Origin of the sequence: Luteimonas sp. S4-F44 (assembly GCF_022637415.1) — a bacterium.
GTDB lineage: Bacteria > Pseudomonadota > Gammaproteobacteria > Xanthomonadales > Xanthomonadaceae > Luteimonas.
In genome coordinates, this window is sequence record NZ_CP093340.1 from 1,123,744 (window position 1) to 1,145,394 (window position 21,651).

General features: G+C 69.1%; 19 protein-coding genes. 12 read left to right on the top strand and 7 right to left on the bottom strand.

Annotation, left to right across the window (positions count from 1 at the left end; genetic code table 11):
- The first annotated feature begins 133 nt into the window (after positions 1–133).
- Positions 134–1,063 carry an oxygenase MpaB family protein gene (locus MNO14_RS05135; protein ID WP_241945671.1) on the top strand — a complete coding sequence of 310 codons (930 nt, stop codon included), beginning with the start codon at positions 134–136 and terminating at the stop codon, positions 1,061–1,063.
- 24 nt (positions 1,064–1,087) lie between these two features.
- Here the strand turns inward: MNO14_RS05135 and upp are convergent, their stop codons facing one another.
- Positions 1,088–1,720, bottom strand: coding sequence for a uracil phosphoribosyltransferase (gene upp, locus MNO14_RS05140; RefSeq protein ID WP_241945672.1), 633 nt, complete (start codon positions 1,718–1,720; stop codon positions 1,088–1,090).
- 230 nt (positions 1,721–1,950) lie between these two features.
- Positions 1,951–3,486, bottom strand: coding sequence for an aminotransferase class III-fold pyridoxal phosphate-dependent enzyme (locus tag MNO14_RS05145; RefSeq protein WP_241945673.1), 1,536 nt, complete (start codon positions 3,484–3,486; stop codon positions 1,951–1,953).
- 179 nt (positions 3,487–3,665) lie between these two features.
- Between MNO14_RS05145 and MNO14_RS05150 the strand changes: the two genes are divergently transcribed.
- The 6 genes from MNO14_RS05150 (at position 3,666) to secF (ending at position 9,993) form a co-directional block, all read left to right on the top strand.
- Positions 3,666–4,097 carry an Lrp/AsnC family transcriptional regulator gene (locus tag MNO14_RS05150; RefSeq protein WP_241945674.1) on the top strand — a complete coding sequence of 144 codons (432 nt, stop codon included), beginning with the start codon at positions 3,666–3,668 and terminating at the stop codon, positions 4,095–4,097.
- A gap of 220 nt (positions 4,098–4,317) precedes the next feature.
- Positions 4,318–5,367: a tRNA preQ1(34) S-adenosylmethionine ribosyltransferase-isomerase QueA gene (gene queA, locus MNO14_RS05155; protein WP_241945675.1), complete on the top strand. Its 1,050-nt coding sequence runs from the start codon at positions 4,318–4,320 to the stop codon at positions 5,365–5,367.
- A 103-nt stretch (positions 5,368–5,470) separates the two neighbouring features.
- On the top strand, positions 5,471–6,607 hold the full coding sequence (gene tgt, locus MNO14_RS05160) for a tRNA guanosine(34) transglycosylase Tgt (RefSeq protein WP_241945676.1): 1,137 nt from the start codon (positions 5,471–5,473) through the stop codon (positions 6,605–6,607).
- 116 nt (positions 6,608–6,723) lie between these two features.
- Positions 6,724–7,062 carry a preprotein translocase subunit YajC gene (gene yajC / locus MNO14_RS05165; protein ID WP_183426274.1) on the top strand — a complete coding sequence of 113 codons (339 nt, stop codon included), beginning with the start codon at positions 6,724–6,726 and terminating at the stop codon, positions 7,060–7,062.
- 71 nt (positions 7,063–7,133) lie between these two features.
- Positions 7,134–9,017: a protein translocase subunit SecD gene (gene secD, locus MNO14_RS05170; RefSeq protein ID WP_241945677.1), complete on the top strand. Its 1,884-nt coding sequence runs from the start codon at positions 7,134–7,136 to the stop codon at positions 9,015–9,017.
- A 13-nt stretch (positions 9,018–9,030) separates the two neighbouring features.
- Positions 9,031–9,993, top strand: a complete 963-nt coding sequence (gene secF / locus MNO14_RS05175; protein WP_241945678.1) for a protein translocase subunit SecF — start codon at positions 9,031–9,033, stop codon at positions 9,991–9,993.
- Positions 9,994–10,162: 169 nt separating this feature from the next.
- Here the strand turns inward: secF and MNO14_RS05180 are convergent, their stop codons facing one another.
- Positions 10,163–10,993, bottom strand: coding sequence for an inositol monophosphatase family protein (locus MNO14_RS05180; RefSeq protein ID WP_241945679.1), 831 nt, complete (start codon positions 10,991–10,993; stop codon positions 10,163–10,165).
- A gap of 86 nt (positions 10,994–11,079) precedes the next feature.
- Here MNO14_RS05180 and MNO14_RS05185 point away from each other — a divergent pair, with 86 nt between their 5' ends.
- Positions 11,080–11,868: an RNA methyltransferase gene (locus MNO14_RS05185; RefSeq protein WP_241945680.1), complete on the top strand. Its 789-nt coding sequence runs from the start codon at positions 11,080–11,082 to the stop codon at positions 11,866–11,868.
- A 21-nt stretch (positions 11,869–11,889) separates the two neighbouring features.
- On the opposite strand, the gene MNO14_RS05190 is transcribed toward MNO14_RS05185, so the two are convergent.
- Together MNO14_RS05190 and MNO14_RS05195 are read right to left on the bottom strand one after the other, a co-directional pair.
- Positions 11,890–12,528: an exopolysaccharide biosynthesis protein gene (locus MNO14_RS05190; protein WP_241945681.1), complete on the bottom strand. Its 639-nt coding sequence runs from the start codon at positions 12,526–12,528 to the stop codon at positions 11,890–11,892.
- Positions 12,518–13,825, bottom strand: a complete 1,308-nt coding sequence (locus tag MNO14_RS05195) for a hemolysin family protein (RefSeq protein WP_241945682.1) — start codon at positions 13,823–13,825, stop codon at positions 12,518–12,520. The genes MNO14_RS05190 and MNO14_RS05195 overlap by 11 nt, the downstream gene beginning before the upstream one ends.
- Positions 13,826–14,074: 249 nt before the next feature.
- Between MNO14_RS05195 and MNO14_RS05200 the strand changes: the two genes are divergently transcribed.
- The 4 genes from MNO14_RS05200 to MNO14_RS05215 all read left to right on the top strand — a co-directional run bounded on the left by MNO14_RS05200 (position 14,075) and on the right by MNO14_RS05215 (position 16,943).
- Complete coding sequence (locus MNO14_RS05200) at positions 14,075–14,701, top strand: DUF47 family protein (RefSeq protein ID WP_241945683.1); 627 nt, start codon at positions 14,075–14,077, stop codon at positions 14,699–14,701.
- A gap of 13 nt (positions 14,702–14,714) precedes the next feature.
- Positions 14,715–15,842: an inorganic phosphate transporter gene (locus tag MNO14_RS05205; RefSeq protein WP_241945684.1), complete on the top strand. Its 1,128-nt coding sequence runs from the start codon at positions 14,715–14,717 to the stop codon at positions 15,840–15,842.
- A gap of 83 nt (positions 15,843–15,925) precedes the next feature.
- Positions 15,926–16,237 carry an MGMT family protein gene (locus MNO14_RS05210; protein WP_241946265.1) on the top strand — a complete coding sequence of 104 codons (312 nt, stop codon included), beginning with the start codon at positions 15,926–15,928 and terminating at the stop codon, positions 16,235–16,237.
- A 58-nt stretch (positions 16,238–16,295) separates the two neighbouring features.
- Positions 16,296–16,943: a rhomboid family intramembrane serine protease gene (locus MNO14_RS05215; RefSeq protein ID WP_241945685.1), complete on the top strand. Its 648-nt coding sequence runs from the start codon at positions 16,296–16,298 to the stop codon at positions 16,941–16,943.
- Positions 16,944–17,119: 176 nt separating this feature from the next.
- Here the strand turns inward: MNO14_RS05215 and MNO14_RS05220 are convergent, their stop codons facing one another.
- Positions 17,120–19,144, bottom strand: a complete 2,025-nt coding sequence (locus MNO14_RS05220; protein WP_241945686.1) for a M13 family metallopeptidase — start codon at positions 19,142–19,144, stop codon at positions 17,120–17,122.
- Positions 19,145–19,330: 186 nt separating this feature from the next.
- Complete coding sequence (locus MNO14_RS05225) at positions 19,331–21,433, bottom strand: M13-type metalloendopeptidase (RefSeq protein ID WP_241946266.1); 2,103 nt, start codon at positions 21,431–21,433, stop codon at positions 19,331–19,333.
- Between the last annotated feature and the right edge of the window lie 218 nt (positions 21,434–21,651).

A 21,651-nucleotide genomic window follows, 5' to 3' on the forward strand; every position in this document is an offset into this window, starting at 1 on the left:
CTGAGGGCCGGGGCCCCTGGCTGACGGAGCGGCGCGGACGGGCGTGGACGCGTCGGCGACGTGTGTGAATTGTCGCATGCGGCATGACCGGCATCGACGCCCTCGTCGACGCGGGCTCGATAGCCTGTCGGGTATGGACGCACCCCGCCCGGGATTCGCCGCTCCGCTGACCGCCGCGCTCCGTCGTTGGGTGCTGGGCGTGTTCCCGCGCGGGCAGAGCGGGATCGATTACGACACGCCCGCAGGCGACCCGGGCTTGTTCGGCCCGGACGCGGTCACCTGGCGAATCCATGCCGATTTTCCGGGCATGCTTGCCGGCGGTCTGTGCGCGCTGCTGCTGCAGACGCTGCATCCGCGCGCACTGGCCGGCGTGTGGGACCACTCCGATTTCCGCACCGACCTGATCGGGCGGCTGCGCCGCACCACGGCCTTCGTCGCGGGCACCACGTATGCCGGCAGCGCGCAGGCGCAGCGGTTGATCGCGCGGGTCGCTGCGATCCACGGCCAGGTGCGCGGCATCACGGCCGATGGCGTGCCGTACGCGGCGGACGATCCCGCGCTGCTGGCCTGGGTGCATGCGACCGAGGCGTATGCATTCCTGCAGGGGTTTCGCGCCTACGCCGGACTGCCGACGCCCGATGGGGTCGACGACCGCTACTACGACGAGTCGCGCCGGGTCGCCGAGGCCCTGGGGGCACGCGACGTGCCGACGAGCGATGCGGCGATGGCCGACTACTTCGCCCAGGTCCGGCCGGACTTGCGCTTGGACGCGCGTTCGCGCGAGGTGCTGGCAGTGCTGCGCACGACCCGCCTGCCAGTGCCGGGCGGGGCGCTGTTGCGCGGGGTATTCATCGGCGCCGGTGCCGCGCTACTGCCGCCCTGGGCCGAGGCGCTGCTGGAGATCACACTGCTGCAGCGGATCCGCTACCGCGTCTGTGCATGCGTGCTGCGCGTCCTGGCGCCGCTGTTCCGCATGGCGCTGCCCGACGGCGTCGCGCCGCGCGCGTGCCGGCGCGTGGGCGTATCGCCGGACATCCTCCGGCGCTGGCCGGGCATGGGCTGAGCGCATCAACGCGCGACGCGTTGTTCAGTCGACCCGGGTGCCGAAGATCTTGTCGCCGGCGTCGCCCAGGCCGGGCAGGATGTAGCCGCGTTCGTCCAGGCGCTGGTCGATCGAGGCGGTGTAGACCTCGACATCGGGGTGGGCGGCCTCGAGTGCGCGCAGGCCCTCGGGCGCGGCGACCAGGAACAGACCTTTGATCCGGCTGGTCCCGGCGGCCTTGAGCATCGCCACGGTGGCGATCAGCGTGCCGCCGGTGGCGAGCATCGGGTCGAGGATCAGCGCGGTGCGGTCGGCCATGTCGCCGACGAGGTTCTCGTAATAGGGCACCGCCTGCAGCGAGGCTTCGTCGCGCTTGATGCCGACGACGCTGACCTTGGCCGCCGGGATGAGTTCGAGCACGCCGGGCAGCATGCCGATGCCCGCACGCAGGATCGGCACCAGGGTGATCTTGCGGCCCTTGATGCGCCGGACCTGCACCGCACCGGCCCAGCCGTCGACGGTGGCGTCCTCGGTTTCCAGGTCCGAGGTGGCTTCATAGGTCAGCAATGTGGCGACCTCGGCGGACAGTTCGCGGAAGGTCTTGGTGCTGTTGTCGGCGCGGCGCATCAGTCCGAGTTTGTGCTGGACCAGCGGGTGGCGGACTTCGACGATCTTCATGGGGCATCGGGAGCGAGGCGGGCGATGCCGACAGGATAGGGCACGCGCGCCGCCGGGGCCGCCCCGGGAACCGGACATCCGACTGATCGGTGATGCGATCGAACGCGTGGCGAAGCCGCCCGCCTTCTTCTTCGTTGCGGCGTAAAGCAGGCAACTGCCGCGCGACCGATGCTTCGCGCCCTCCCCCGCACGCGGGGGAGGGCTGGGGTGGGGGCAGCATGCCCCGCGGATCAGGCCTCGACAGGCTCGCGGCTGTCGGCGTTACGTGCACCGGCCGATGCCCCCGCCTGCTGCGGACCCTCGCGCAGCGCGCGACCGACCATGTCCACCAGCAGTTCGAGCTCGTCCTCGCCGATCGCAAAATGCGGCGTGAAGCGCAGCGAGTTCGCGCCGCCATGGATCACGCCGATGCCGCGCTCGCGCAGCCACTCTTCGGTCGAGCCGGCGCCGTAGCATTTGAACCGTGGGTCGATTTCGCACGAGAACAGCAGGCCGGTGCCCTGGACCTTGGTGATCGCGCCGCCGGCATCGGCGCGCAGCGCCTCGAGCCGTTCAATCGCACGCCGCCCGGCCTTGCGGATGTTGTCGCGGATCGCGGGCGTCAGCTGCTCGAGCACCGCGCAGGCCACGTCGAGCGCGCGGGGGTTGGCGGTCATCGTATTGCCGTAGACGCCGCTGCGGTACAGCTGCGCCGCGTCTGCCGAGACCGCGAGCACCGACAGCGGGTACTGGCCGGCGTTGAGCGCCTTGGAATAGGTTTCCATGTCCGGCGCCTCGACCCCCTCGAAGCCGGGATAGTCCACGATCGACAGCACGCCGTGCGCGCGCAGGCCGGCCTGGATCGAGTCGACCAGCAGCAGACTGCCATGCTCGCGCGTGAGTGCGCGCGCGGCGGCATAGAACGCGGGCGGCAGCGCACGGCCGGGGTCGCCTTCGCCCATAACCGGTTCCAGGAACACCGCTTCGACGAACCAGCCGTTGGCGTCGGCCTCGGCGAACGCCTGGCGCAGTGCCTCGACGTCGTACGGCGGCACGGCGATCAGCGAGTTCTCGTCGCGGAAGCTGGCCAGGTGCTTCATATAGGTCGCGCGGGAGGAGTCGGAGTACAGCGCCGGCCGTTCGGTGCGACCGTGGAAGCTGCCTTTGACCACGATGCGCTTGATCGTGCGTCCGGCATGGCGGCCGCCCGGGTCGGTTTGCACGCGGGTGTTGATGTCGGCGATGCGCGCGGCCAGGCCGACCGATTCGGAGCCGGAGTTCAGGCACAGGAAATGGCTGTAGGGGCAGCCGCCGTCGCGGGTGTGGCCGATCTCGCGGCGCAGCGCGCGGTCGAGGCGCAGCTGCGACAGGTGCGGGGTCATGATGTTGGCCATCGGCACCGGCCGCGCCATCGCCTCGAGCACCGGCGCCGGCGTGTGGCCGAAGCCGAGCATGCCGTAGCCGCCCGAATCGTGCAGCACTGCGCCCTTGAGCGTGACGATCCACGGGCCGCGTGCGGCCAGCGCGACATAGGGATTCACCGCGTCGCCGGGGTAGAAGTTCACGTAGCCGGCCTGCACGGCCTGCGCCTGGGCATCCTCGTCGAGGTCGAGCAGCTCGGCGAACTCGTCGCGGATCCGCGCGTACTCGTCTGCGGCGGCCTGCAGCGCCTCGACGAGTGCGGGATGGCGCGCGGCGTAGGTCTCGACGACCTCGTCAGACAGGCCGGTCGTGCGGCGGGCGCCGCCATGGGCACGGAGCGGGGCGAGGATACGGGTCACGGACATGCGGTGGACTCCCAGGTCGGCAGGCGGGCCGGTGGCGGGCGCGGGCTCGCGGCAATGGGCGAGACCAGCTCCCAAGCCGGTGCGTTCCTTCTATTATCTGGACGATTCCGTCGACCGGTAGCGACGGATCGCCGAATCGCTGATAGGATTTCGGCGAATTGCCGAATCTCTTCGTGGAAATGTCCAGCGAGCCCGCCGACGTCCGTCTGCTGATGCTGTTGCGCGAGAACGCGCGGCTGTCCACGGCCGAGATCGCGCGCCGACTCGGGCTGTCGCGCACCACGGTGCAGAGCCGGATCGAGCGACTCGAGCGCGACGGCGTCATCAGCGGCTACACGGTGCGGGTCCGCGACGACTTCGAACAGGGGCACATCCGCGCGCAGATCATGATCAGCGTCCGGCCCCGGCAGATGACGCCGGTGGTGACCGCGCTGCGCGCGATCGATGCGGTGCGCACCCTGCATTCGGTCAGCGGCCCCTACGACCTGATCGCGCTCGGCGTGGTGCCGACCGTCGCCGACATGGATGTGCTGACCGATCGGATCGGCTGCCTGGAAGGCGTCGAGCGCACGACCTCGTCGATCATCCTGTCGACCAAGTTCGATAGATAACGCGTGGTCCGCCCTGGGGCGGAAGGCGCATCCGTCCCGCTCCCGTTGACGGGGGCGGGGGGCCATCGGCGGGGCCGATGGTCGGGAAGGCCCTTGCCCGCCCCGGCGCCTGTCAGCGCCGACCTCCGCGCGGGCGAGGGAAGTGAGCCACGACGCCAATGGCACCGACCGCGCGCTCGCCCCGCCTACAATGGCCGCCCTTTCCGATCGCCGGCCCCTCTTGAAGAAGTCCGATTTCCATTTCGACCTGCCGGACGCCCTGATCGCGCAAGCGCCGCTGGCCGAGCGGTCGGCCAGCCGGCTGCTGGTTGTGCCGCCTGCCGACGGCGCGTTCGACGATCGTCACGTGCGCGATCTGCCGGAGCTGCTGCAGCCGGGCGATCTGCTGGTGTTCAACGACACCCGGGTGATCCCGGCGCGGTTGTTCGGGCACAAGGACAGTGGCGGACGCGTGGAGATCCTGATCGAGCGGCTGCTGCCCGGTAACGAGGCGCGCGCGCAGATCGGGGCCAGCAAGGCGCCCAAGGTGGGCGGACGGATCGCGCTCGACGGCGGCGGCAGCGCCGAGGTGCTGTCGCGCGACGAGGGCTTCTACCACCTGCGCTTCGAGGTCGACGGCGCGCTGGAATCCTGGCTGCTCAAGGTCGGGCGCATGCCGCTGCCGCCCTACATCCGGCGTGAGCCGGGGCACGACGACGCCGAGCGCTACCAGACGGTGTTCGCGCGCGAGGTCGGCGCGGTTGCGGCCCCGACCGCTGGCCTGCATTTCGACGACGCCTTACTCGACCGGCTGCGTGCGCGGGGCGTGGCCTTCGGTCACGTGACCCTGCATGTGGGCGCCGGCACGTTCCAGCCGATGCGCGTGGACGACATCCGCGAGCATCGCATGCACAGCGAATGGCTCAACGTCGGCGCCGAACTGGTCGCGCAGATCCGGCGCACCCGCGAGGCCGGTGGCCGCGTGATCGCGGTCGGCACGACGGTCGTGCGTGCGCTCGAAAGCGCGAGCGTCGACGGCGAACTGCACCCATTCTCGGGCGAGACGCGGATCTTCATCTTCCCCGGTTACCGCATCCGCAGCGTCGATGCGATGGTGACCAACTTCCATCTGCCCGAATCGACGCTATTGATGCTGGTCTCGGCCTTCGCCGGGCGCGAACGCATTCTCGCCGCCTACGCGCATGCGGTCGCGGCGCGCTACCGGTTCTTCTCCTACGGCGATGCGATGCTGTTGTGGAGCGCCGACGCGCCTGCGCAGCCGGCGGACTGAGCGGGCGGGTCAGCCAGGCGCGCCAGGCATCGCGCCCAGTCCCCAGGTGACGGCGATCCATGGTCTCAGCGTCGGGAGCGGAGGGACCGGTCATACTAATGGGATGTCCAGAATGTCCTTCCAGCTGCTCGGCAGCGACGGCGCGGCCCGGCGCGGCCGCATCGATTTTCCCCGCGGCACCATCGAAACGCCCGCGTTCATGCCGGTCGGCACCTACGGCACGGTCAAGGGCGTACTGCCGCATCAGATCCGTGCGCTGGGCGCGCAGATCATCCTGGGCAACACCTTCCACCTGTATCTGCGTCCGGGCCTGGAGGTCATCGAGGCGCACGGCGGCCTGCATGGCTTCGCGCGCTGGGACGGACCGATCCTGACCGACTCGGGCGGCTTCCAGGTGTTCTCGCTGGCGCACAAGCGCAAGATCACCGAGGAGGGCGTGACGTTCTCGGCGCCGACCGACGGCTCGCGGGTGTTCCTCGGTCCCGAGGAGAGCATGCGCATCCAGAAGACGCTCGACTCGGACATCGTGATGATCTTCGACGAGTGCCCGCCGGTGCAGGTCGACGGCAAGCCGGTCGACCCGCGCGTGGTCGAGCGCTCGATGGAGCTGTCGCTGCGCTGGGCGGCGCGCTCCAAGCGTGCGCACGAGGGCAACGACGCCGCGCTGTTCGGCATCGTCCAGGGCGGCGTGCACCACGACCTGCGCACGCGCTCGGCGCAAGGCCTTCAGGCCATCGGCTTCGACGGCTATGCGATCGGTGGGCTGGCGGTCGGCGAGACCGAGGCCGAGCGCAACGCGATGCTCGACCACACCTGCCCGCAGTTGCCGGGCGACCGTCCGCGCTACCTGATGGGCGTGGGGCGCCCGGAGGATCTGGTGGAGGCGGTCGCCCGCGGGGTCGACATGTTCGACTGCGTGATGCCGACCCGCAACGCCCGTAACGGCCACTTCTTCACCTCCACCGGCACGATTCGCATCCGCAATGCGAAGTTCGAGAAGGACCTGCGCCCGATCGAGGAGGGCTGCGGCTGCGAGGCCTGCGCCGGCGGCTACACCCGCGCCTATCTGCGTCATCTGGACCGCTGCGGTGAAATGCTGGGGCCGATGCTGGGCACGCTGCACAACCTCTGGTACTACCAGAAGCTGATGTCGGACATGCGCGCCGCGATCGAGACGGGAACCTTCGCCGCGTTCCGGGAGTCCTTCTATCGCGCCCGGACCGGGAATCCGGACGCCTGAGCCGGGCCTGGCGGCCCGGATCGCCCGATTTTCACCCCCGTCCACGCCTCGGCCTGCGCCCCCGGCCGGCCGTGGCATAATCGCCTGCTGCCTTTTCGACCCTGATGGATGCCCAGATGAATCTGCTGGACCTGCTGATCGCCCCCGCCCACGCCGCCGCCGGGGCGCCCGCCGCGCCGAGCATGCTGTCGACGCTGGCTTTCCCGATCATCCTGATCGCGATCATGTACTTCCTGATGATCCGCCCGCAGATGAAGCGGACCAAGGAACATCGCGCGATGCTCGACAAGCTGTCGGTCGGCGACGAGGTGATCACCAATGGCGGCATCGCCGGCGTCGTGCGCGCGATCGGCGAGAGCTTCATCACCGTCGAGATCGCCGAGCGCGTCGAGATCCGGGTCCAGAAGGGCGCGGTCGGCAACGTGCTGCCCAAGGGCACCCTGAAGTCGGCCTGATTTCCTGATTCTGCCGGGGCCCGCCCCGGCAACTCTCCCGGCGCCGCCTGCGCGGCGCCCGAGGCAAGCCAATGCTCGAATTCCCGCGCTGGAAATACGTCCTGATCCTGCTGGTGCTGGTGCTGGCCGCGCTGTACGCGCTGCCCAACGCCTACCAGAAGAATCCGTCGATACAGATCACCCCGAGCACCAGCGAGGCGCGCATCGACGATGCGCTGCGCCAGCAGGTCGACGGCCTGCTAAAGGACGCCGGCGTGACGCCGGTCGGCACCGAGGCCGACGACAGCCATCTGCTGGTACGCCTGCACGATGCCGACGCCCAGACCGCCGCCGCCGACACGCTGCGCCCGGCGCTGGGCGAGAACTATTCGGTCGCCTTGAACCTGGCCTCGACCGTGCCCGACTGGCTGTCGCGCTTCGGCGCCCGGCCGATGTCGCTGGGTCTGGACCTGCAGGGTGGCGTGCACTTCGTGATGCAGGTCGATCAGGCCGCCGCGCTGCAAAAGCGCGTCGACGGCTACGCCGACGGCATCCGCACCGTGTTGCGCGACAATCGCATCGGCTACTCGAGCGTCGAGCGCCGGGCCGACAACAGCATCGGCGTGGTCCTCAACGAGGGCGCCAACGTCGACCAGGCCCGTCAGCACATCGCCACCAGCCTGGCGAGCGCGTCGGGGCAGGGCGTGGCCGGCAGCGGCCCGCAGATCGCCGTCGATGGCAACCGCATCACCGTGCGCCTGTCGCAGAGCGAGATCGCCCGCATCGCGACCGACGCGGTCGAGCAGAATCGCACGGTGATCTCCAACCGCATCAACTCGATCGGCGTCGCCGAGCCGGTGCTGCAGCGCCAGGGCGAGGACCGCCTGGTCATCCAGCTGCCCGGCCTGCAGGACACCGCCGAGGCCAAGCGCCTGATCGGCGCGACCGCCACGCTGGAGTTCCGCGCGGTGACCGGCGACGAGAACCAGGCTGCCGCCGCAGTGGCTTCGGGCAGCATCCCGGCCGACTCGCGCGTGTACTACGACGAGAACAACCGCCCGCTGCTGCTCTCGCGGCGCATCCTCGTTTCGGGCGATCAGCTGATCAACGCCAATCCGCAGACCGACCAGCAGACCGGCATGCCGTCGGTCAGCATCACGCTCAACAGCGCGGGCGGCAAGCGCATGCTCGACCACACGCTGGAGAACGTCGGCCAGCGCCTGGGCATCGTCTACGTCGAGCGCATCCCGACGGTGCGCGTCGTCAATGGCGAGGAAGTGCGTTCGGCACGGACCGTCGAGCGCGTGATCAGTTCCTCGACGATCCGCGGCGTGTTCGGACGCGAGTTCCAGACCACCGGTCTGAGCCGCGACGAGGCCAACGACTTGGCCCGCCAGCTCAAGGCCGGCGCACTGGCCGCCCCGATGGACTTCGTCGAAGAACGCGTCGTGGGCCCGAGCCTGGGCGCGGAGAACGTCGAGCGCGGCGTCACCGCGGTGCTCTACGCGTTCGTGTTCACGCTGATCTTCTTCATGCTGTACTACCGCATGTTCGGCATCGTCACCTGCCTGGCGCTGATCCTGAACCTGCTGATCGTGGTCGCGGTGATGTCGCTGTTCGGTGCCACGATGTCGCTGCCCGGCTTCGCCGGTCTAGCGCTGTCGATCGGCCTGTCGGTGGACGCCAACGTGCTGATCAACGAGCGTATCCGAGAGGAGCTCAGGGCCGGGATGCCGCCCAAGGCGGCGATCGTGACCGGCTACGAGAAGGCCTCGGACACGATCTTCGACTCCAACCTGACCGGCATCATCGCAGGCATCGCGCTGTACGCCTTCGGCACCGGCCCGCTGCAGGGCTTCGCGGTCACGCTGGTGATCGGTATCGTCGCCTCGATGTTCACCGCGATCGTCGTCTCGCGCGCGCTGGTCACGCTGATCTACGCGCCGCGCAAGAAACTCAAGTCCCTGGCGATCTGACGGGAGAGACCCCATGAAAATTTTCCCGTTGACCCTCGTTCCCAGCGACACCCGCATCGACTTCATGCGGCTGCGCCACGTCTGGGTGTCGTTGTTCGCCTTGCTGTTCGTTGCCTCGATCGCGGTGATCGGCCTGAAGGGCTTCAACTTCGCGCTCGACTTCACCGGCGGTACCGCGGTGAACGTGCGCTTCGAGCAGCCGGTGAGCGTCGATGAGGTGCGCGAGCGGCTCGAGACCGCCGGTATCGCCAATGCCCAGGTGCAGACCTTCGGCAGCGGCAACGATCTGCTGATCCGCGTCCGCGGCGACGAGCAGGCAAACGTGGACGGCAACACGCAGCTGGCGCAGCAGGTGCTGGCGGCGGCCTCGAGCGACAGCAATCCCGGCCGGATCCTGAGCACCGAGGCGATCGGGTCGCAGGTCTCGGGCGACCTGCGCAAGAACGCGATCTACGCGGCGATCTTCGTGCTGGTGGGCTTTCTGCTCTACATCAGCGTGCGCTTCGAATGGAAGTTCGCGGTGGTGGCCAGCGTGACCACGCTGTTCGACGTGCTGGTGGTCGCTGGGCTGTTTTCGCTGACCGGCCGCGAGTTCGATCTGACCGTGCTCGCCGGCCTGCTGTCGGTCATGGGCTTCTCGATCAACGACACGATCGTGGTGTTCGACCGCGTGCGCGAGAACTTCCGCGGCGTGCGCGCCGAGCCGCTGGAGATCTTCAACCGCTCGATCAACCAGACGCTCTCGCGCACGATCATCACCTCGCTGGTGTTCTTCCTGTCGGTGCTGGCGCTGTTCCTCTATGGCGGCGGTTCGCTCGAAGGCCTGGCGCTGACCCAGATGATGGGCGCCGTCGTCGGCACGCTGTCGTCGATCTTCATCGCCTGCCCGTTGCTGACCTACGGCGTGCTGCGCGTCACCAAGCAGGACCTGCTGCCCAAGGCGAAGGACGAAGCGGCGCTGGCGCGCCGGCCGTAAAGCGGTGTGCTGCCGACGCTGGGCGTCGGCAGCAGGCACTCTGACCCAGGGTTTTTGTTCGGGCTGGGGCGAAAAAAGCCACGCAATGCGTGGCTTTTTCTGTTTCTGAGCGTGCGCTCCGGCTGCTGGGGCCGTGCGCGCGAATCCTGCAGCTAACGGACCCGCAGGCTCAGTCGAACTCCTTCGCATACCCCGACGACACCAGCACCTGCTGCAGGGGCTCGATCAGCCGCACATTGGAGGCGAGGATCGGGCGGCCGCCCGCCATGGCCACGTTCATCGGACCGGTGGCGCGGCCCTTGAAGTCGCTGATGCGGCCGCCGGCTTCGCGGACCAGCAGCACGCCGGCCGCGATGTCCCAGGGGTGCACGCCGGCCTCGAAGTAGGCGTCGCAACGGCCGGCCGCGACGTAGGCCAGGTCCAGCGCGGCCGAACCGGCGCGGCGAACATCCTCGGCGGACTCGAGCAAGGCGTCGACCGCGCGCAGCTGCGCGCCGGCACGCTTGCGCTCACGCGGGGCGAAGCCGGTGGCGATCATCGCGCCCGACAGGTCCTTGCGGTCGGCGACGCGGATGCGGCGTTCGTTGAGCTGGGCGCCGGCGCCGCGCGTGGCGGTGAACAGTTCGTTGCGCAGCGGATCGAAGATCACCCCGTGCAGCGGCTCGCCGCCCTCGACCAGCGCGATCGACACGCACCAGTGGGGGAAGCCGCGCAGGTAGTTGCTGGTGCCGTCGAGCGGATCGATGACCCAGGTGTAGCGGCTCGCACCGCCACGGCCGGGCTTGGCGCCGCCTTCCTCGCCGAGGATGGCGTAATCGGGATGCGCCCGGCGCAATTCCTTGACGATCGCCTCTTCGGCCAGGCCGTCGACTTCGCTGGCGTAGTCCAGTCGGGCCTTCTCGACGACGTTGAGCGCGTCGAGCTTGTGCATGTTGCGCAGCAGGACGTTGCCGCCGGCACGCGCCGCCTTGACCATGATGTTGACAGCAGGTTGAAGCATCGCGGACGACTCCGGGCGCGGGCGGGTTCGAGGGGAAAAAGAGCGGTGCCGGCGCTTGGCCGGTCGGGCAGTTTACCATTCGCGGCATGCAAGCGCCCCTCAATCCTGACTCTTCGCCCGACACGATCGCTGCGCGCCTGCGCATCGTGCTCGTCGGCACCCAGCATCCCGGCAACATCGGCTCGGCCGCACGCGCGCTCAAGACGATGGGGCTGCACCGTCTGGTGCTGGTCGCGCCGCAGAAGTTTCCGCATGCCGAGGCCGAGGCAATGGCCGCCGGCGCCGACGACGTGCTGGCCTCGGCCGCGCGTTTCGACACCCTGGCCGATGCGGTCGCCGATTGCCGGTTCGTGCTCGGCTGCACCGCACGCAGCCGGCGGGTGCAGTTGCGCGAGTTGCGTCCGCGCGAGGCCGCGGCCGCGGCGCATGCGCAGGCGTTGGACGGCGGCGAGGTCGCGCTGGTGTTCGGGCGCGAGCGCACCGGGCTCGAGAACTCGGAACTGCAGCTGTGCCATGCGGCCGTGCACATCCCGGCCAATCCCGACTACAGCTCGTTGAACCTCGCCGCCGCGGTCCAGGTGCTCAGCTACGAACTGCGGCTGGCGCTGTTGGGCGAGGCCGCGGCCCCGTCGGCGGTCGCGCCGGTCTCCACGGACGCCGTGCCGCATGCCCAGCTCGAAGGCTTCTTTGCCCAACTGGCCGACACGCTCGAGGCGATCGACTTTCACAAGGGGCGGGCGCCGGAGTCGGCGATGCGCAAGCTGCGCCGGCTGTTCGTGCGCACCGGGCTCGACGAGAAGGAGGTCCGGCTGCTGCGCGGCATCCTGGCCGATGCCCAGCGCATGGCGCAGTTGGCCGGCGAACGCCAGCGCTGATCCGCCGGCTGCGGCGCCAGGCTAGGTGAGCCGCGAGAGCCAGTCCGTCGCGGCGGCGGCCAGCGCGCCGCTGAGCACGCCGAACACCCCGATCGCCAGCAGGCCGGCGGCCCAGGCGACCAGCAGCAGGGCACCGTCGCGCTCGAGCAGGGCCAGTGCGTAGGCCAGCAGCAGCACGGCGAAGACATAGTTGGTGAACGGGATCGGCAGCGCCAGCAAGATGCCCAGCAGCACCAGCAACAGGCCGGTGAACATGGTCGCTGCGCGATGGTCGAGGACGCCCGGCAGGCGCGGGCGGCTCACTCGCTCCAGGCGTCGGAACCAGGGCTCGAGCACGGTCTCGAAGCGCTTCACGGCGCTGCGGTGCGGGCCGCGCTCGGCGATGAAGCCGGGCAGCCACGGCTTGCGCAGCCCGATCAGCAACTGCAGCCCGACGAAGATCACCAGTGGGCCACCGACTGCGCCGCCGACCCCGGGGATCGGGATGAACGCAGGCAGTGTGGCGACGAACAGCATCATGCCGAACACGCGCTTGTCCAGGCCAGCCAGCAGGTCGCGGAAGCGCAACTGGTCGCCAGGATCGCCCGCCGCCATCGCCGCGAGCAGTTCCCGGGTCGAGGCTTCCTCGCGCGAACGCAGCTCCGGCCGGTCAGGCCGCATCGTCGGCCTCGTGCTCGGGCAGCCGCTGCAGCAGCAGCTTGTCCACGCGTGGCCCGTCCAGGTCGACGATCTCCACGCGCCAGCCGTTGGCGTCAAAATGCTCGCCGACGTTGGGGATGCGTCCGAACTGGGCGATGGTCATGCCGGCGGCGGTGTGGAAGATGTGTTCGTCCTCGCCCGGCAGCGCGCCACCGCCGAGCAGCTCGCGGACCGCCTCGACCGACAGGCTGCCGTCGACCAGCAGCGAGCCGTCGTCGCGCGTGACCACCAGTGGCGAGGCGTCGACACCGCTGCTCTGGGTGCGCCCGATCACTGCTTCCACGACATCGTTGACCGTGACCATGCCGGTGATGTCGCCGTACTCGTCGACCACCAGCGCGAGCGACTGCTGGTTCTCGCGCAGGATCTCCAGCAGCTTCATCGCCGGTGTCGATTCGGACACGAACAGCGGTTCGCGCAGGTACTTGAACAGATCGAAAGCCCCGGCATCGAACCGGTCGATCAGCGATTTGATCTCCAGGATCCCGACCACATCGGCGTCGTTGCCGCGCAGCACTGGGTAGCGCGAGTAGGGCGTGTCGCGCATCCGCGCCAGGTTCTCCTCGAAGCTGGCCGACACGTCGAGCCAGGCGATCCGGGTGCGCGGCGTCATCAGCGTCTCGGCGTCGCGGTCGCCCAGCGTCAGCACGCGGTTGACCATGTTGCGCTCGTCGGTGTCGATTACGCCCTGCTCGTGGCTCTCGCTCACCAGCATGCGGATTTCTTCTTCGGTCACCTGCGCCGCTTCGGTGTCGTTGAGTCGCAGCAGCCGCAGCAGGCCGCGGACCGAAGCGCTGAGCAGCCATACAGCCGGAGTCGCGATGCGCGAGAGCCAATGCATCGGCAGCGCGACCACGCTGGCCACGCGCTCGGGCGCCAGCAGCGCCAGCCGCTTGGGCAGCAGTTCGCCCAGCACGATGGTCAGGAACGTGATGAGGCCGACGGCCAGCACGGTGCCGAACGTGGTCGCATAGGCGCCCAGCGCCGGCAGCCTGGACGCCAGCCAGCTGCCGATGGCGCTGCCCAGTGCGTCGCCGCCGAGCATGCCGGTGAGCACGCCGATCAGCGTGATGCCGACCTGGACGGTCGACAGGAAGCGCTCGGGATGCTGGGCCAGTTCCAGGGCGGTGCGCGCGCCGCGCCGCTCGGCCATCTGCTTCAGGCGCGGCTTGCGGGACGTCACGACCGACATTTCCGACAGCGCGAAAAACGCGTTGCAGGCGATCAGCGCCAGGACGATGAGGATCAGCTCAAGCATCGACGTCGCCCGGATTCAGGCCATGGCCGGAGATGAAGGCCGGCGGGCGGGGGCATCGGCGGGCGGAGGGCGGTCTAGAGTCGTCGTCCATGGGGGGCGGGCAGCGCAGAAGGGCGCGGGCCGGACTATAGCAGGTGCCCGCGTGAGGGCCCTGGGCATGTCCGGGCTGGTCGCAGGCGTCATGGAGCCGTCATAATTCGCCCTTGCGCAAGCGCCCGGCCCCGCGGGTGCGCGGACAAAGGCGTCGGCATGTTCTCCCTGCAAACCATCTTCGGCCAAGGTAACCAGTTCTACACCCTGCTCGAGGAGGCGGCGGTCGCCGCGCACGACAGCGCCATCGCGTTGCACGCGATGCTCAAGGACGCCGATCGGCAGCCCGCGCTCGATGCCTTCAAGCTGGCGCGCATGCGCGAGCGCGAGGCCTCAGACAAGATCAGCCAGGCGCTGGTCGACAGCTTCATCACCCCGATCGAGCGCGAGGACATCGAGGCGCTGGGTTCGGCGCTGTACAAGATCCCCAAGCAGATCGAGAAGTTCGCCGATCGCTACTCGCTGGCCACCCAGCACCTGGAGCACATCGACTTCGCGCCGCGCGCGGCGATGCTCGAACAGGCCTCGGCGGTGGTCGTGAAGATGGTCAAAACCCTGCGCAGCATGAAGCTCGAGCCGATGAAGGCGCTCAACGACGAGCTGCGCGCGCTGGAGAACGAGGCCGACCGGCTGATGCTCGAGCTCTACCGCGACATCTACTCGGGCAAGCTCGATCCGCTGCAGATGTTCCTGCTCAAGGAGTTCTTCGAGATCCTCGAGAAGGCCATCGACCGCTGCCGCGAAGCCGGGGTCGTGGCCTACGAGATCGTGCTCAAGAACTCCTGACGGGCCGCCGACCATGCTGACCCTCGTGCTGATCGTGGTCGCGACCGCGCTGGTGTTCGAATACATCAACGGGTTCCACGACACCGCCAACTCGATCGCGACGGTCGTCGCCACCAAGGTGCTCTCGCCGATGCAGGCGGTTGGGCTGGCGGCGTCGATGAATCTGATCGGCGCGCTGATGGGGACCGCGGTCGCCAAGACGATCTCCTCGGGCCTGATCGACGCCGGCGTAATCGACGTCGGCTCGCAGCTGATCCTGTGCGCGCTGCTGGGCGGCATCATCTGGAACCTGATCACCTGGTGGTGGGGCCTGCCGTCGTCGTCCTCGCATGCGCTGATCGGCGGCCTGATCGGCGCCGCGCTGGCCGCGGCGTCCAACAATTTCGACGTGGTGGTGTGGTCGGAGCCGGCGACGCCGTTCTGGCAGAGCGCCGGCGTGCTGTGGAAAGTGGTCGTGCCGATGGTCAGCTCGCCGGTGCTGGGGTTCGCGGCCGGCTTTCTGATGATGGGCGTGCTGTTCTTCGTGATCTCGATGATGGCGCGCAGCGGCGGCGTGTTGGCGCGCATCGCGCGGCCGCGCTGGGTCAACGCGTTCTTCGGCAAGAGCCAGATCGTCTCGGCTGCCGGCATGGGTTTCGCCCACGGCATGAACGACGCGCAGAAGACGATGGGCATCGTGGCGCTGACCCTGGTCAGTGCGCAGAGCGTGGGCACGCTGGACAACCTGCCGGGCTGGCTGGCGTTCCTGCACCCGTCCGAGGCCGCGCTCAACGACGGCGACATCGATCTGTGGATCAAGATCTCCTGCGCCCTGGTCATGGCCGCGGGCACCGCCGCCGGTGGCTGGCGGATCATCAAGACACTGGGCCACAAGCTGGTCAAGCTACACCCGATCCACGGCTTCGCGGCCGAGACCAGCGCCGCGTCGGTGATTCTGGCGGCCTCGTCGCTGGGCATTCCGGTCTCGACCACCCACAACATCTCCTCGGCGATCATGGGCGTGGGCACCGCCAAGCGGCTGAATGCGATCAAGTGGTCGGTGGTCAACAAGATGATCTGGGCCTGGATCCTGACGATCCCGATGTCGGGCGGCATCGCCTACGGCCTGTTCCGGGTGTTCCACCACTTCGGCTGGGTGTGACGCCGGGCCGCCAAGCGAAGACCGGACGGGCCGAGCGGCCCGTATCGCCGTCCCAGGCGCCCGACCAGAACCCGCACGCGCGCATTGTGGATGCGATCCGCGCCGTGCCCGCCGGACGGGTCGCCGGCTATGGCCATATCGCACGCCGCGCCGGATTGCCCGGCCGCGCACGGATGGTGGCGCGGGTGCTGCGCGAGCACGATGGGCCGACGCTACCCTGGCACCGCATCGTCCGCAGCGATGGGCGCATTGCATTTCCCGACGGCTCGCCCGGCTTCGAGGAGCAGGTGCGCCGGCTGCGCGCCGAAGGCGTGACGGTCGTGCGAGGGCGCGTACGCATGCCGGCCGACGATGGGCTCGATGCGGTGTTGTGGGGACCGGACGCGCGCGACTGACGGCGACGCAGTCGACACGGTGCGCCGGTATCATGGGCGTGCATAACGAGGAGTGCCGATGTTCCCGAGGTTGCCGCAGGCCGTCAAAGTGATTCTGGCCATCAATGTCGTGGTGTTCCTGCTGCAACTGGTGATCGGCGGCTTGCTCGCGCCGTTCATGCTCTGGCCGCTGGGCGGTGCCGACGCCGGTGGGCTGGGCTTCCAGCCGTGGCAGCTGTTGACCTACGGCTTCATGCACGACCCGCGCAATCTCGCGCATCTGGTGTTCAACATGCTGGCGCTGGTGATGTTCGGCTCCCAGCTCGAGTACACCTGGGGCACGCGCCGCTTCGTGACCTACTACCTGGTGTGCGTGGTCGGCGCCGGGCTGTGCCAGCTCGCGGTGGTGACGTGGTCGCTGACGCAAGGGGCGTTTCCCTATCCCACGCTCGGCGCGTCGGGCGGGGTGTTCGGCCTGCTGCTGGCCTACGGCATGCTGTTTCCGAACCAGCGGATCATGCTGCTGTTCCCGCCGATCCCGATGCGGGCGCGCACCCTGGTCATCGTCTACGGCCTGGTCGAGCTGGTGCTTGGCATCACCGGCACGCGCTCGGGCGTGGCGCACTTCGCGCATCTGGGCGGTATGCTGTTCGGCTGGCTGCTGATCCAGAACTGGCGCGGCCGTCCGCCGTTCAATCGCAGTCGGCGCCACGTGCGGCGGCTGTAAGCGGGCGGGGTCGCTCCCGAAGCGGATGCCTCGATGGATCCACACTGATCGGAAACGAAGAAGGCCGCACACTGTGCGGCCTTCTTCTTGGTTGTTCTCGACGGCGGGAATGGAACTGGGGTCAGAGTGCAATTTCGCCACGCGAAATTGCACTCTGACCCCGCCGCAAGCTCGGCTCAACGCCAGATCCGGACCTGATCCTCGGCCTTGCGGTTGAGCGCGTCGCCGGCCTTGCACTGGAACGTCTCGGCGAACGCCGGCAGGTTGGCGACCGGGCCGTTGGCGCGCCACTGGCCGGGGGCCTGCTGGCTGGTCGCGGCGTTGCGCGTCGCGGTATCGACTGCCGACTGCTGCCGCCACAGCTGCCCCCAGGCGTTGAAGAACGCTTCGCGGGACGGCTTGGCCAGCTCAGGCGAGGCCTGCTGCAGCGCATCCCAGGCCAGTTCGACGCCTGCCAGGTCGGCGGCGTTCTCGTCGCGGGTCAATGCCCCGTTGACGTTGACCCCGGTCAGGCCGGGATAGGGATAGCCGTTGTACTGGGTGACCAGGCGGTCGGTCGTCTGCAGCCACGCCGCGTCATCGGCCGGGGTCCACCAGGTGCGCAGGGCGTCGTTGCTGTCGACAAACTTGCCCTTGATGTCGACCGCGCGGCTCATTTCGTGGCCGACCAGCGCGCCGAAAGTGCCGTAGTGCGCGGCGCCGTCCTGGGCCATGTCCAGCACCGGCGCCTGCAGCACCGCGGCCGAGACGATGATCCGGTTCTGCGCCGGGTCGTAGGCCAGGGCCGGCGTCTGCGGCAGCACGTCCCAGCGGCGGGCGGCATTGGTCTGCCCGATGCGGCGCATTTCCTGGCCGTGGCGCCAGGTCGCGGCGATGAGCATGTTGCTGCCGAAGCTGCCGCGGCCCATCGGCTGGACGGTGTAGTCGATGTCCTGCACCGGCGTGCCGATCTCGATCCGCAGCTTCGCCAGCTTGGCGCGCGCTTCGGCCTTGGTCGGATCGCTCATCCAGGTGCTGCGGTCGATGCCGCGGCCCAGTGCGTCGCGCACTTGGCCTGCGATCGTCTCGGCGCGTGCACGGGTGGCGTCGGGCAGGTAACGGCCGATGTACTCGCGCGAGACCATCGGGCCGGCGGCGCGGTTGATCGCCGCCATCACCTGTTGACGGCGCTCGGGCTGGGCGGCTTCGCCGCGCAGGATGCGACCGTGGAAATCGAATTCGGCATCGCGGAAGCGCTTGGACAGGTACGGCGCCATCGCATTGCCGATATGGAAGCGCAGGTAGGCCTTCCACTGCTCGGGCTTGAGCGTGTTGACCAACGTGTCGAGTTGCTGGAACAGCGCTGCATCGGCCAGCGAGACCTGCTGGGCGGTGACGTGCTGCGCCTGGAGGAATTCCTCCAGTTGCAGGCGTCGGTACTGCTTGTCCAGACCGGCGACGTCGACCAGCGCGTATTGGGTGCGCGGGTCGCGGATGTCTGCCAGCGACTTGGAGGCGGCGGCGATGCGGCGCTCGAGGTCGAGCACCAGCGCGGTGTCGGCTTCGAGCCGGTCCTCGGTGGTCCCGGTCAGCGCCAGGATGTTGCGCACGTACTGGGTGTACTGCGTGAAGACCTCCTGGGTCTGGGCATCGCCACGGCTGTAGTAGGCCGGGTCGGGCAGGCCCAGGCCGCCCTGCACGAAGTAGGCGATGTCGCGGTTGAGGTCGGCCACGTCGACCTCGGCACCGAAATTGAAGAGCACCGGGATGCCGACCGAATGCAGCGCGGCGATCGACGGCGCGATGTCGCGGGTGCGGCGGATGGCGTCGATGCGCGCGATCAGCGGCGCGATCGGCTTGGCGCCGTCGGCCTCGACCGCGGCCTCGTCCAGGCCGCTGGCCCAGAAATCGCCCAGCAACTGCTGCACGTTGTTCTGCGGCGCCTGCATCGCGGCATCGAGCAGGTCGTACTGCTGCTGTTGCGCCAGCGCCTGCAGCTCGCCGAGCGCCGAGCGTGTGCCCTGGCCGGCGACCAGGACATTGGCGGCCAGCCAGTCCTTGTTGACGACGGCGTACAGATCGCTGCAGGCGGTCACCGGCGGCGGGCCCTTGGGGGCGGCTGCGCGCCGGCGCTGGGCGTCGGCATCGGTGCTCAGGCCCACGAGCAGGGCGATCGATGCGGCGAGCAGCGCCGGGCGGGCGAGGGTGGCATGGATCGGCATTGCGGATTCCGTTCGGCGTGATGCGCGCAAGTCTAGCAAGCGCGCAAGTGCGCGACGTGCAGACGCGCGCAGGGGGTGCGGGACCAGCCGGCCGGCCGGCATCGTTGCGATGCCAGGGCCGGAAACGACGAGGCCCGGCGTCGCCGCCGGGCCTCGTTGGTCAGCCGATCGGGGCTGGCCGGGGCGTTACCAGATCACCACCTGGCGCTCGCCGTCGCGCACCATCGGGTCGCCGGGCTTGCACTGGAACGCGGCTGCGAACGCCGGCAGGTTGGACGGCGCGCCGATCGCGCGGAACGACGACAGCGCGTGCTCGTCGGTCGCCAGCCGCTGGGTCAGCTGCTCGGGCGTGAAGTTGCGGCGCCACACCGTCGCCCAGCTCAGGAAGAAGCGCTGGTCGCGGGTCATGCCATCGGTCATCGGGTCAGGCGTGCCGGCGGTGGCCTTCTTCATCGCGTCATAGGCCGTCGCCAGGCCGCCCAGGTCGGCGATGTTCTCGCCCAGCGTGTGGTTGCCATTGAGTGCGCGACCATCCGGCAGACGGTAGTCGTTGAACTGCTGGACGAGCTTGCCGGTCCGCGCCTTGAAGCCGGCGAAATCCGCCGGCGTCCACCAGTCCTCCATGTTGCCGGTCGGCCCGAAGCGCGCGCCCTGGTCGTCGTAGCCGTGCGTCATCTCGTGGCCGATCACCGCACCGATGCCGCCGTAGTTCATCTCGTCGGTGGCCTCGGGGTCGAAGAACGGCGGCTGCAGGATCGCCGCGGGGAACGTCAGCTGGTTGGCCAGCGGGTTATAGGACGCGTTGACCGTCTGCGGGCGCATGCCCCACTCGGACTTGTCGACCGGTTTGCCGATCTTGCCCAGATCCCACTTGTAGTTGAACTCGGTCGCCGCCAGCACGTTGCCCAGGTAGCTGTCGCGCGAGGTCGTCAGGCCGCTCCAGTCGCGCCACTTGTCGGGGTAGCCCACGCGCGGCTCGAACGTCTCCCACTTGGCCAGCGCCTTGCGCTTGGTCTCCGGGCTCATCCACTCCAGGTTCTCGATGCGCTGCTTGAGCGCGTCGCTGAGGTTGGCGATCAACGCCTCCATCTTGGCCTTGGACTCGGGCGGGAACGCGACCTGCACGTACAGCTGGCCCATCGCGTGGCCGATCTCGTTGTCGACCGTGCCGAGCACGCGCTTCCAGCGCGGCTCGATTTCTTTCTGGCCGCCGAGCGTGCGGTCGTAGAACGCGAAGTGCTGCTGCACGAAGGCGTCCGACAGGTACGGCGAGGCGCCGTCGACGAGATGGAAGCGCAGGTACGCCTTCCACTGCTCGACCGGCACGTCGACCAGCATCTTGTCGACTTCCTGGTGGAACTCGGGCACCGACAGCGACAGGGTCTGCGGCACCGCGACGCCCTGCGATTCGAAGAACGTCGTCCACGGGAAGTTCGGCGTGAGCTTGTCGGCCTCGGCCACGGGGATCGGGTTGTAGTACAGCCCGACATCGCGCGAGAACGCCTCGCGGGACTTGGAGACCTTGGCGATGCGGGTTTCGAACGCCATCACGTCCTTGGCTTGCGCCTGGGCCTGCTCGGCCGGCACGCCGGACAGTTCGAGCACCTTGGCGATGTGGGCGACATAGGCCTCGCGAATGCCGGCCTTGTCGGCGGCGCTGTAATAGGTGGTGTCGGGCAGACCGAGGCCGCCCTGGCCGGTCGCGGCGATGTTGACCGAGGAGTCCTTGAAGTCCGGCATCGCGCCGATGCCCCACAAGAAGCCCTGGCCCTTGGCCGCGCTCGCGCGCAGCCACTGCGCGATCGACGCGCTGTCGGTCAGGCCATCGATCGCGGCCAGCTCATCGTGCAGCGGCGCCAGCCCTTGGGCCTCGATCGCGGCCTCGTCCATGCCGGTCGCCCAGAAATCGCCGACCAGCTTCTCGATGCCGGTCGCGTCGCCGTGTTCGGCCGCCTGCTGCGCGAGCTGGTGCTGGACCGCGGTCGAGCGCTCGTCGAGCATTTCGAACGCGCCCCACGAACTGCGGTCGCCGGGGATCGGATTGGCCGCCAGCCACTTGCCGTTGACGTAGCCGCCGAAGTCGGCGCAGGCATTCTTGGTCGTGTCCAGATCGTCGATCAGGAAGCGGTTGTAGGGCGGCAGCGAGGCCTCGTCGAGGTGGAACGTCGGCGTTTGGGTCGTCTGCGGTGCGTCGGCGGCGGGGGCCGCGGCGTCCTGGCCGCCCGAGCAGGCGGACAGCGCGAGTACGACGGCGCCGGTCAGCAGCAGGCGCTTGGGAACGATGGCAATCAAGACAGTCTCCGGGAGAGCGGCGCCGGACGGCGCCCTGTGAGCGCGCACTCTACGCCTGCCCCCGGGTGCCCGGGGGTGTCGAAGGTCATGCGGGCCCGGTCCGCCGCGGCCCGCCGCGGTAGGCGACCCGGATGGCAGGGTGACGTTCGACCCATGCGCACAGCGCGGTGCGGGCGCGACGATCGGCGCTGGCATGCCGATGGACTGGAACTGCG

Excerpts from the sequence above, each read along its gene's own strand:
- MNO14_RS05135 (WP_241945671.1), top strand. The coding sequence starts at position 134 with ATGGACGCACCCCGCCCGGGATTCGCCGCTCCGCTGACCGCCGCGCTC.
- upp (WP_241945672.1), bottom strand. The coding sequence starts at position 1,720 with ATGAAGATCGTCGAAGTCCGCCACCCGCTGGTCCAGCACAAACTCGGA.
- MNO14_RS05145 (WP_241945673.1), bottom strand. The coding sequence starts at position 3,486 with ATGTCCGTGACCCGTATCCTCGCCCCGCTCCGTGCCCATGGCGGCGCC.
- MNO14_RS05150 (WP_241945674.1), top strand. The coding sequence starts at position 3,666 with ATGTCCAGCGAGCCCGCCGACGTCCGTCTGCTGATGCTGTTGCGCGAG.
- tgt (WP_241945676.1), top strand. The coding sequence starts at position 5,471 with ATGTCCAGAATGTCCTTCCAGCTGCTCGGCAGCGACGGCGCGGCCCGG.
- yajC (WP_183426274.1), top strand. The coding sequence starts at position 6,724 with ATGAATCTGCTGGACCTGCTGATCGCCCCCGCCCACGCCGCCGCCGGG.
- secD (WP_241945677.1), top strand. The coding sequence starts at position 7,134 with ATGCTCGAATTCCCGCGCTGGAAATACGTCCTGATCCTGCTGGTGCTG.
- secF (WP_241945678.1), top strand. The coding sequence starts at position 9,031 with ATGAAAATTTTCCCGTTGACCCTCGTTCCCAGCGACACCCGCATCGAC.
- MNO14_RS05180 (WP_241945679.1), bottom strand. The coding sequence starts at position 10,993 with ATGCTTCAACCTGCTGTCAACATCATGGTCAAGGCGGCGCGTGCCGGC.
- MNO14_RS05185 (WP_241945680.1), top strand. The coding sequence starts at position 11,080 with ATGCAAGCGCCCCTCAATCCTGACTCTTCGCCCGACACGATCGCTGCG.
- MNO14_RS05190 (WP_241945681.1), bottom strand. The coding sequence starts at position 12,528 with ATGCGGCCTGACCGGCCGGAGCTGCGTTCGCGCGAGGAAGCCTCGACC.
- MNO14_RS05195 (WP_241945682.1), bottom strand. The coding sequence starts at position 13,825 with ATGCTTGAGCTGATCCTCATCGTCCTGGCGCTGATCGCCTGCAACGCG.
- MNO14_RS05200 (WP_241945683.1), top strand. The coding sequence starts at position 14,075 with ATGTTCTCCCTGCAAACCATCTTCGGCCAAGGTAACCAGTTCTACACC.
- MNO14_RS05205 (WP_241945684.1), top strand. The coding sequence starts at position 14,715 with ATGCTGACCCTCGTGCTGATCGTGGTCGCGACCGCGCTGGTGTTCGAA.
- MNO14_RS05215 (WP_241945685.1), top strand. The coding sequence starts at position 16,296 with ATGTTCCCGAGGTTGCCGCAGGCCGTCAAAGTGATTCTGGCCATCAAT.
- MNO14_RS05220 (WP_241945686.1), bottom strand. The coding sequence starts at position 19,144 with ATGCCGATCCATGCCACCCTCGCCCGCCCGGCGCTGCTCGCCGCATCG.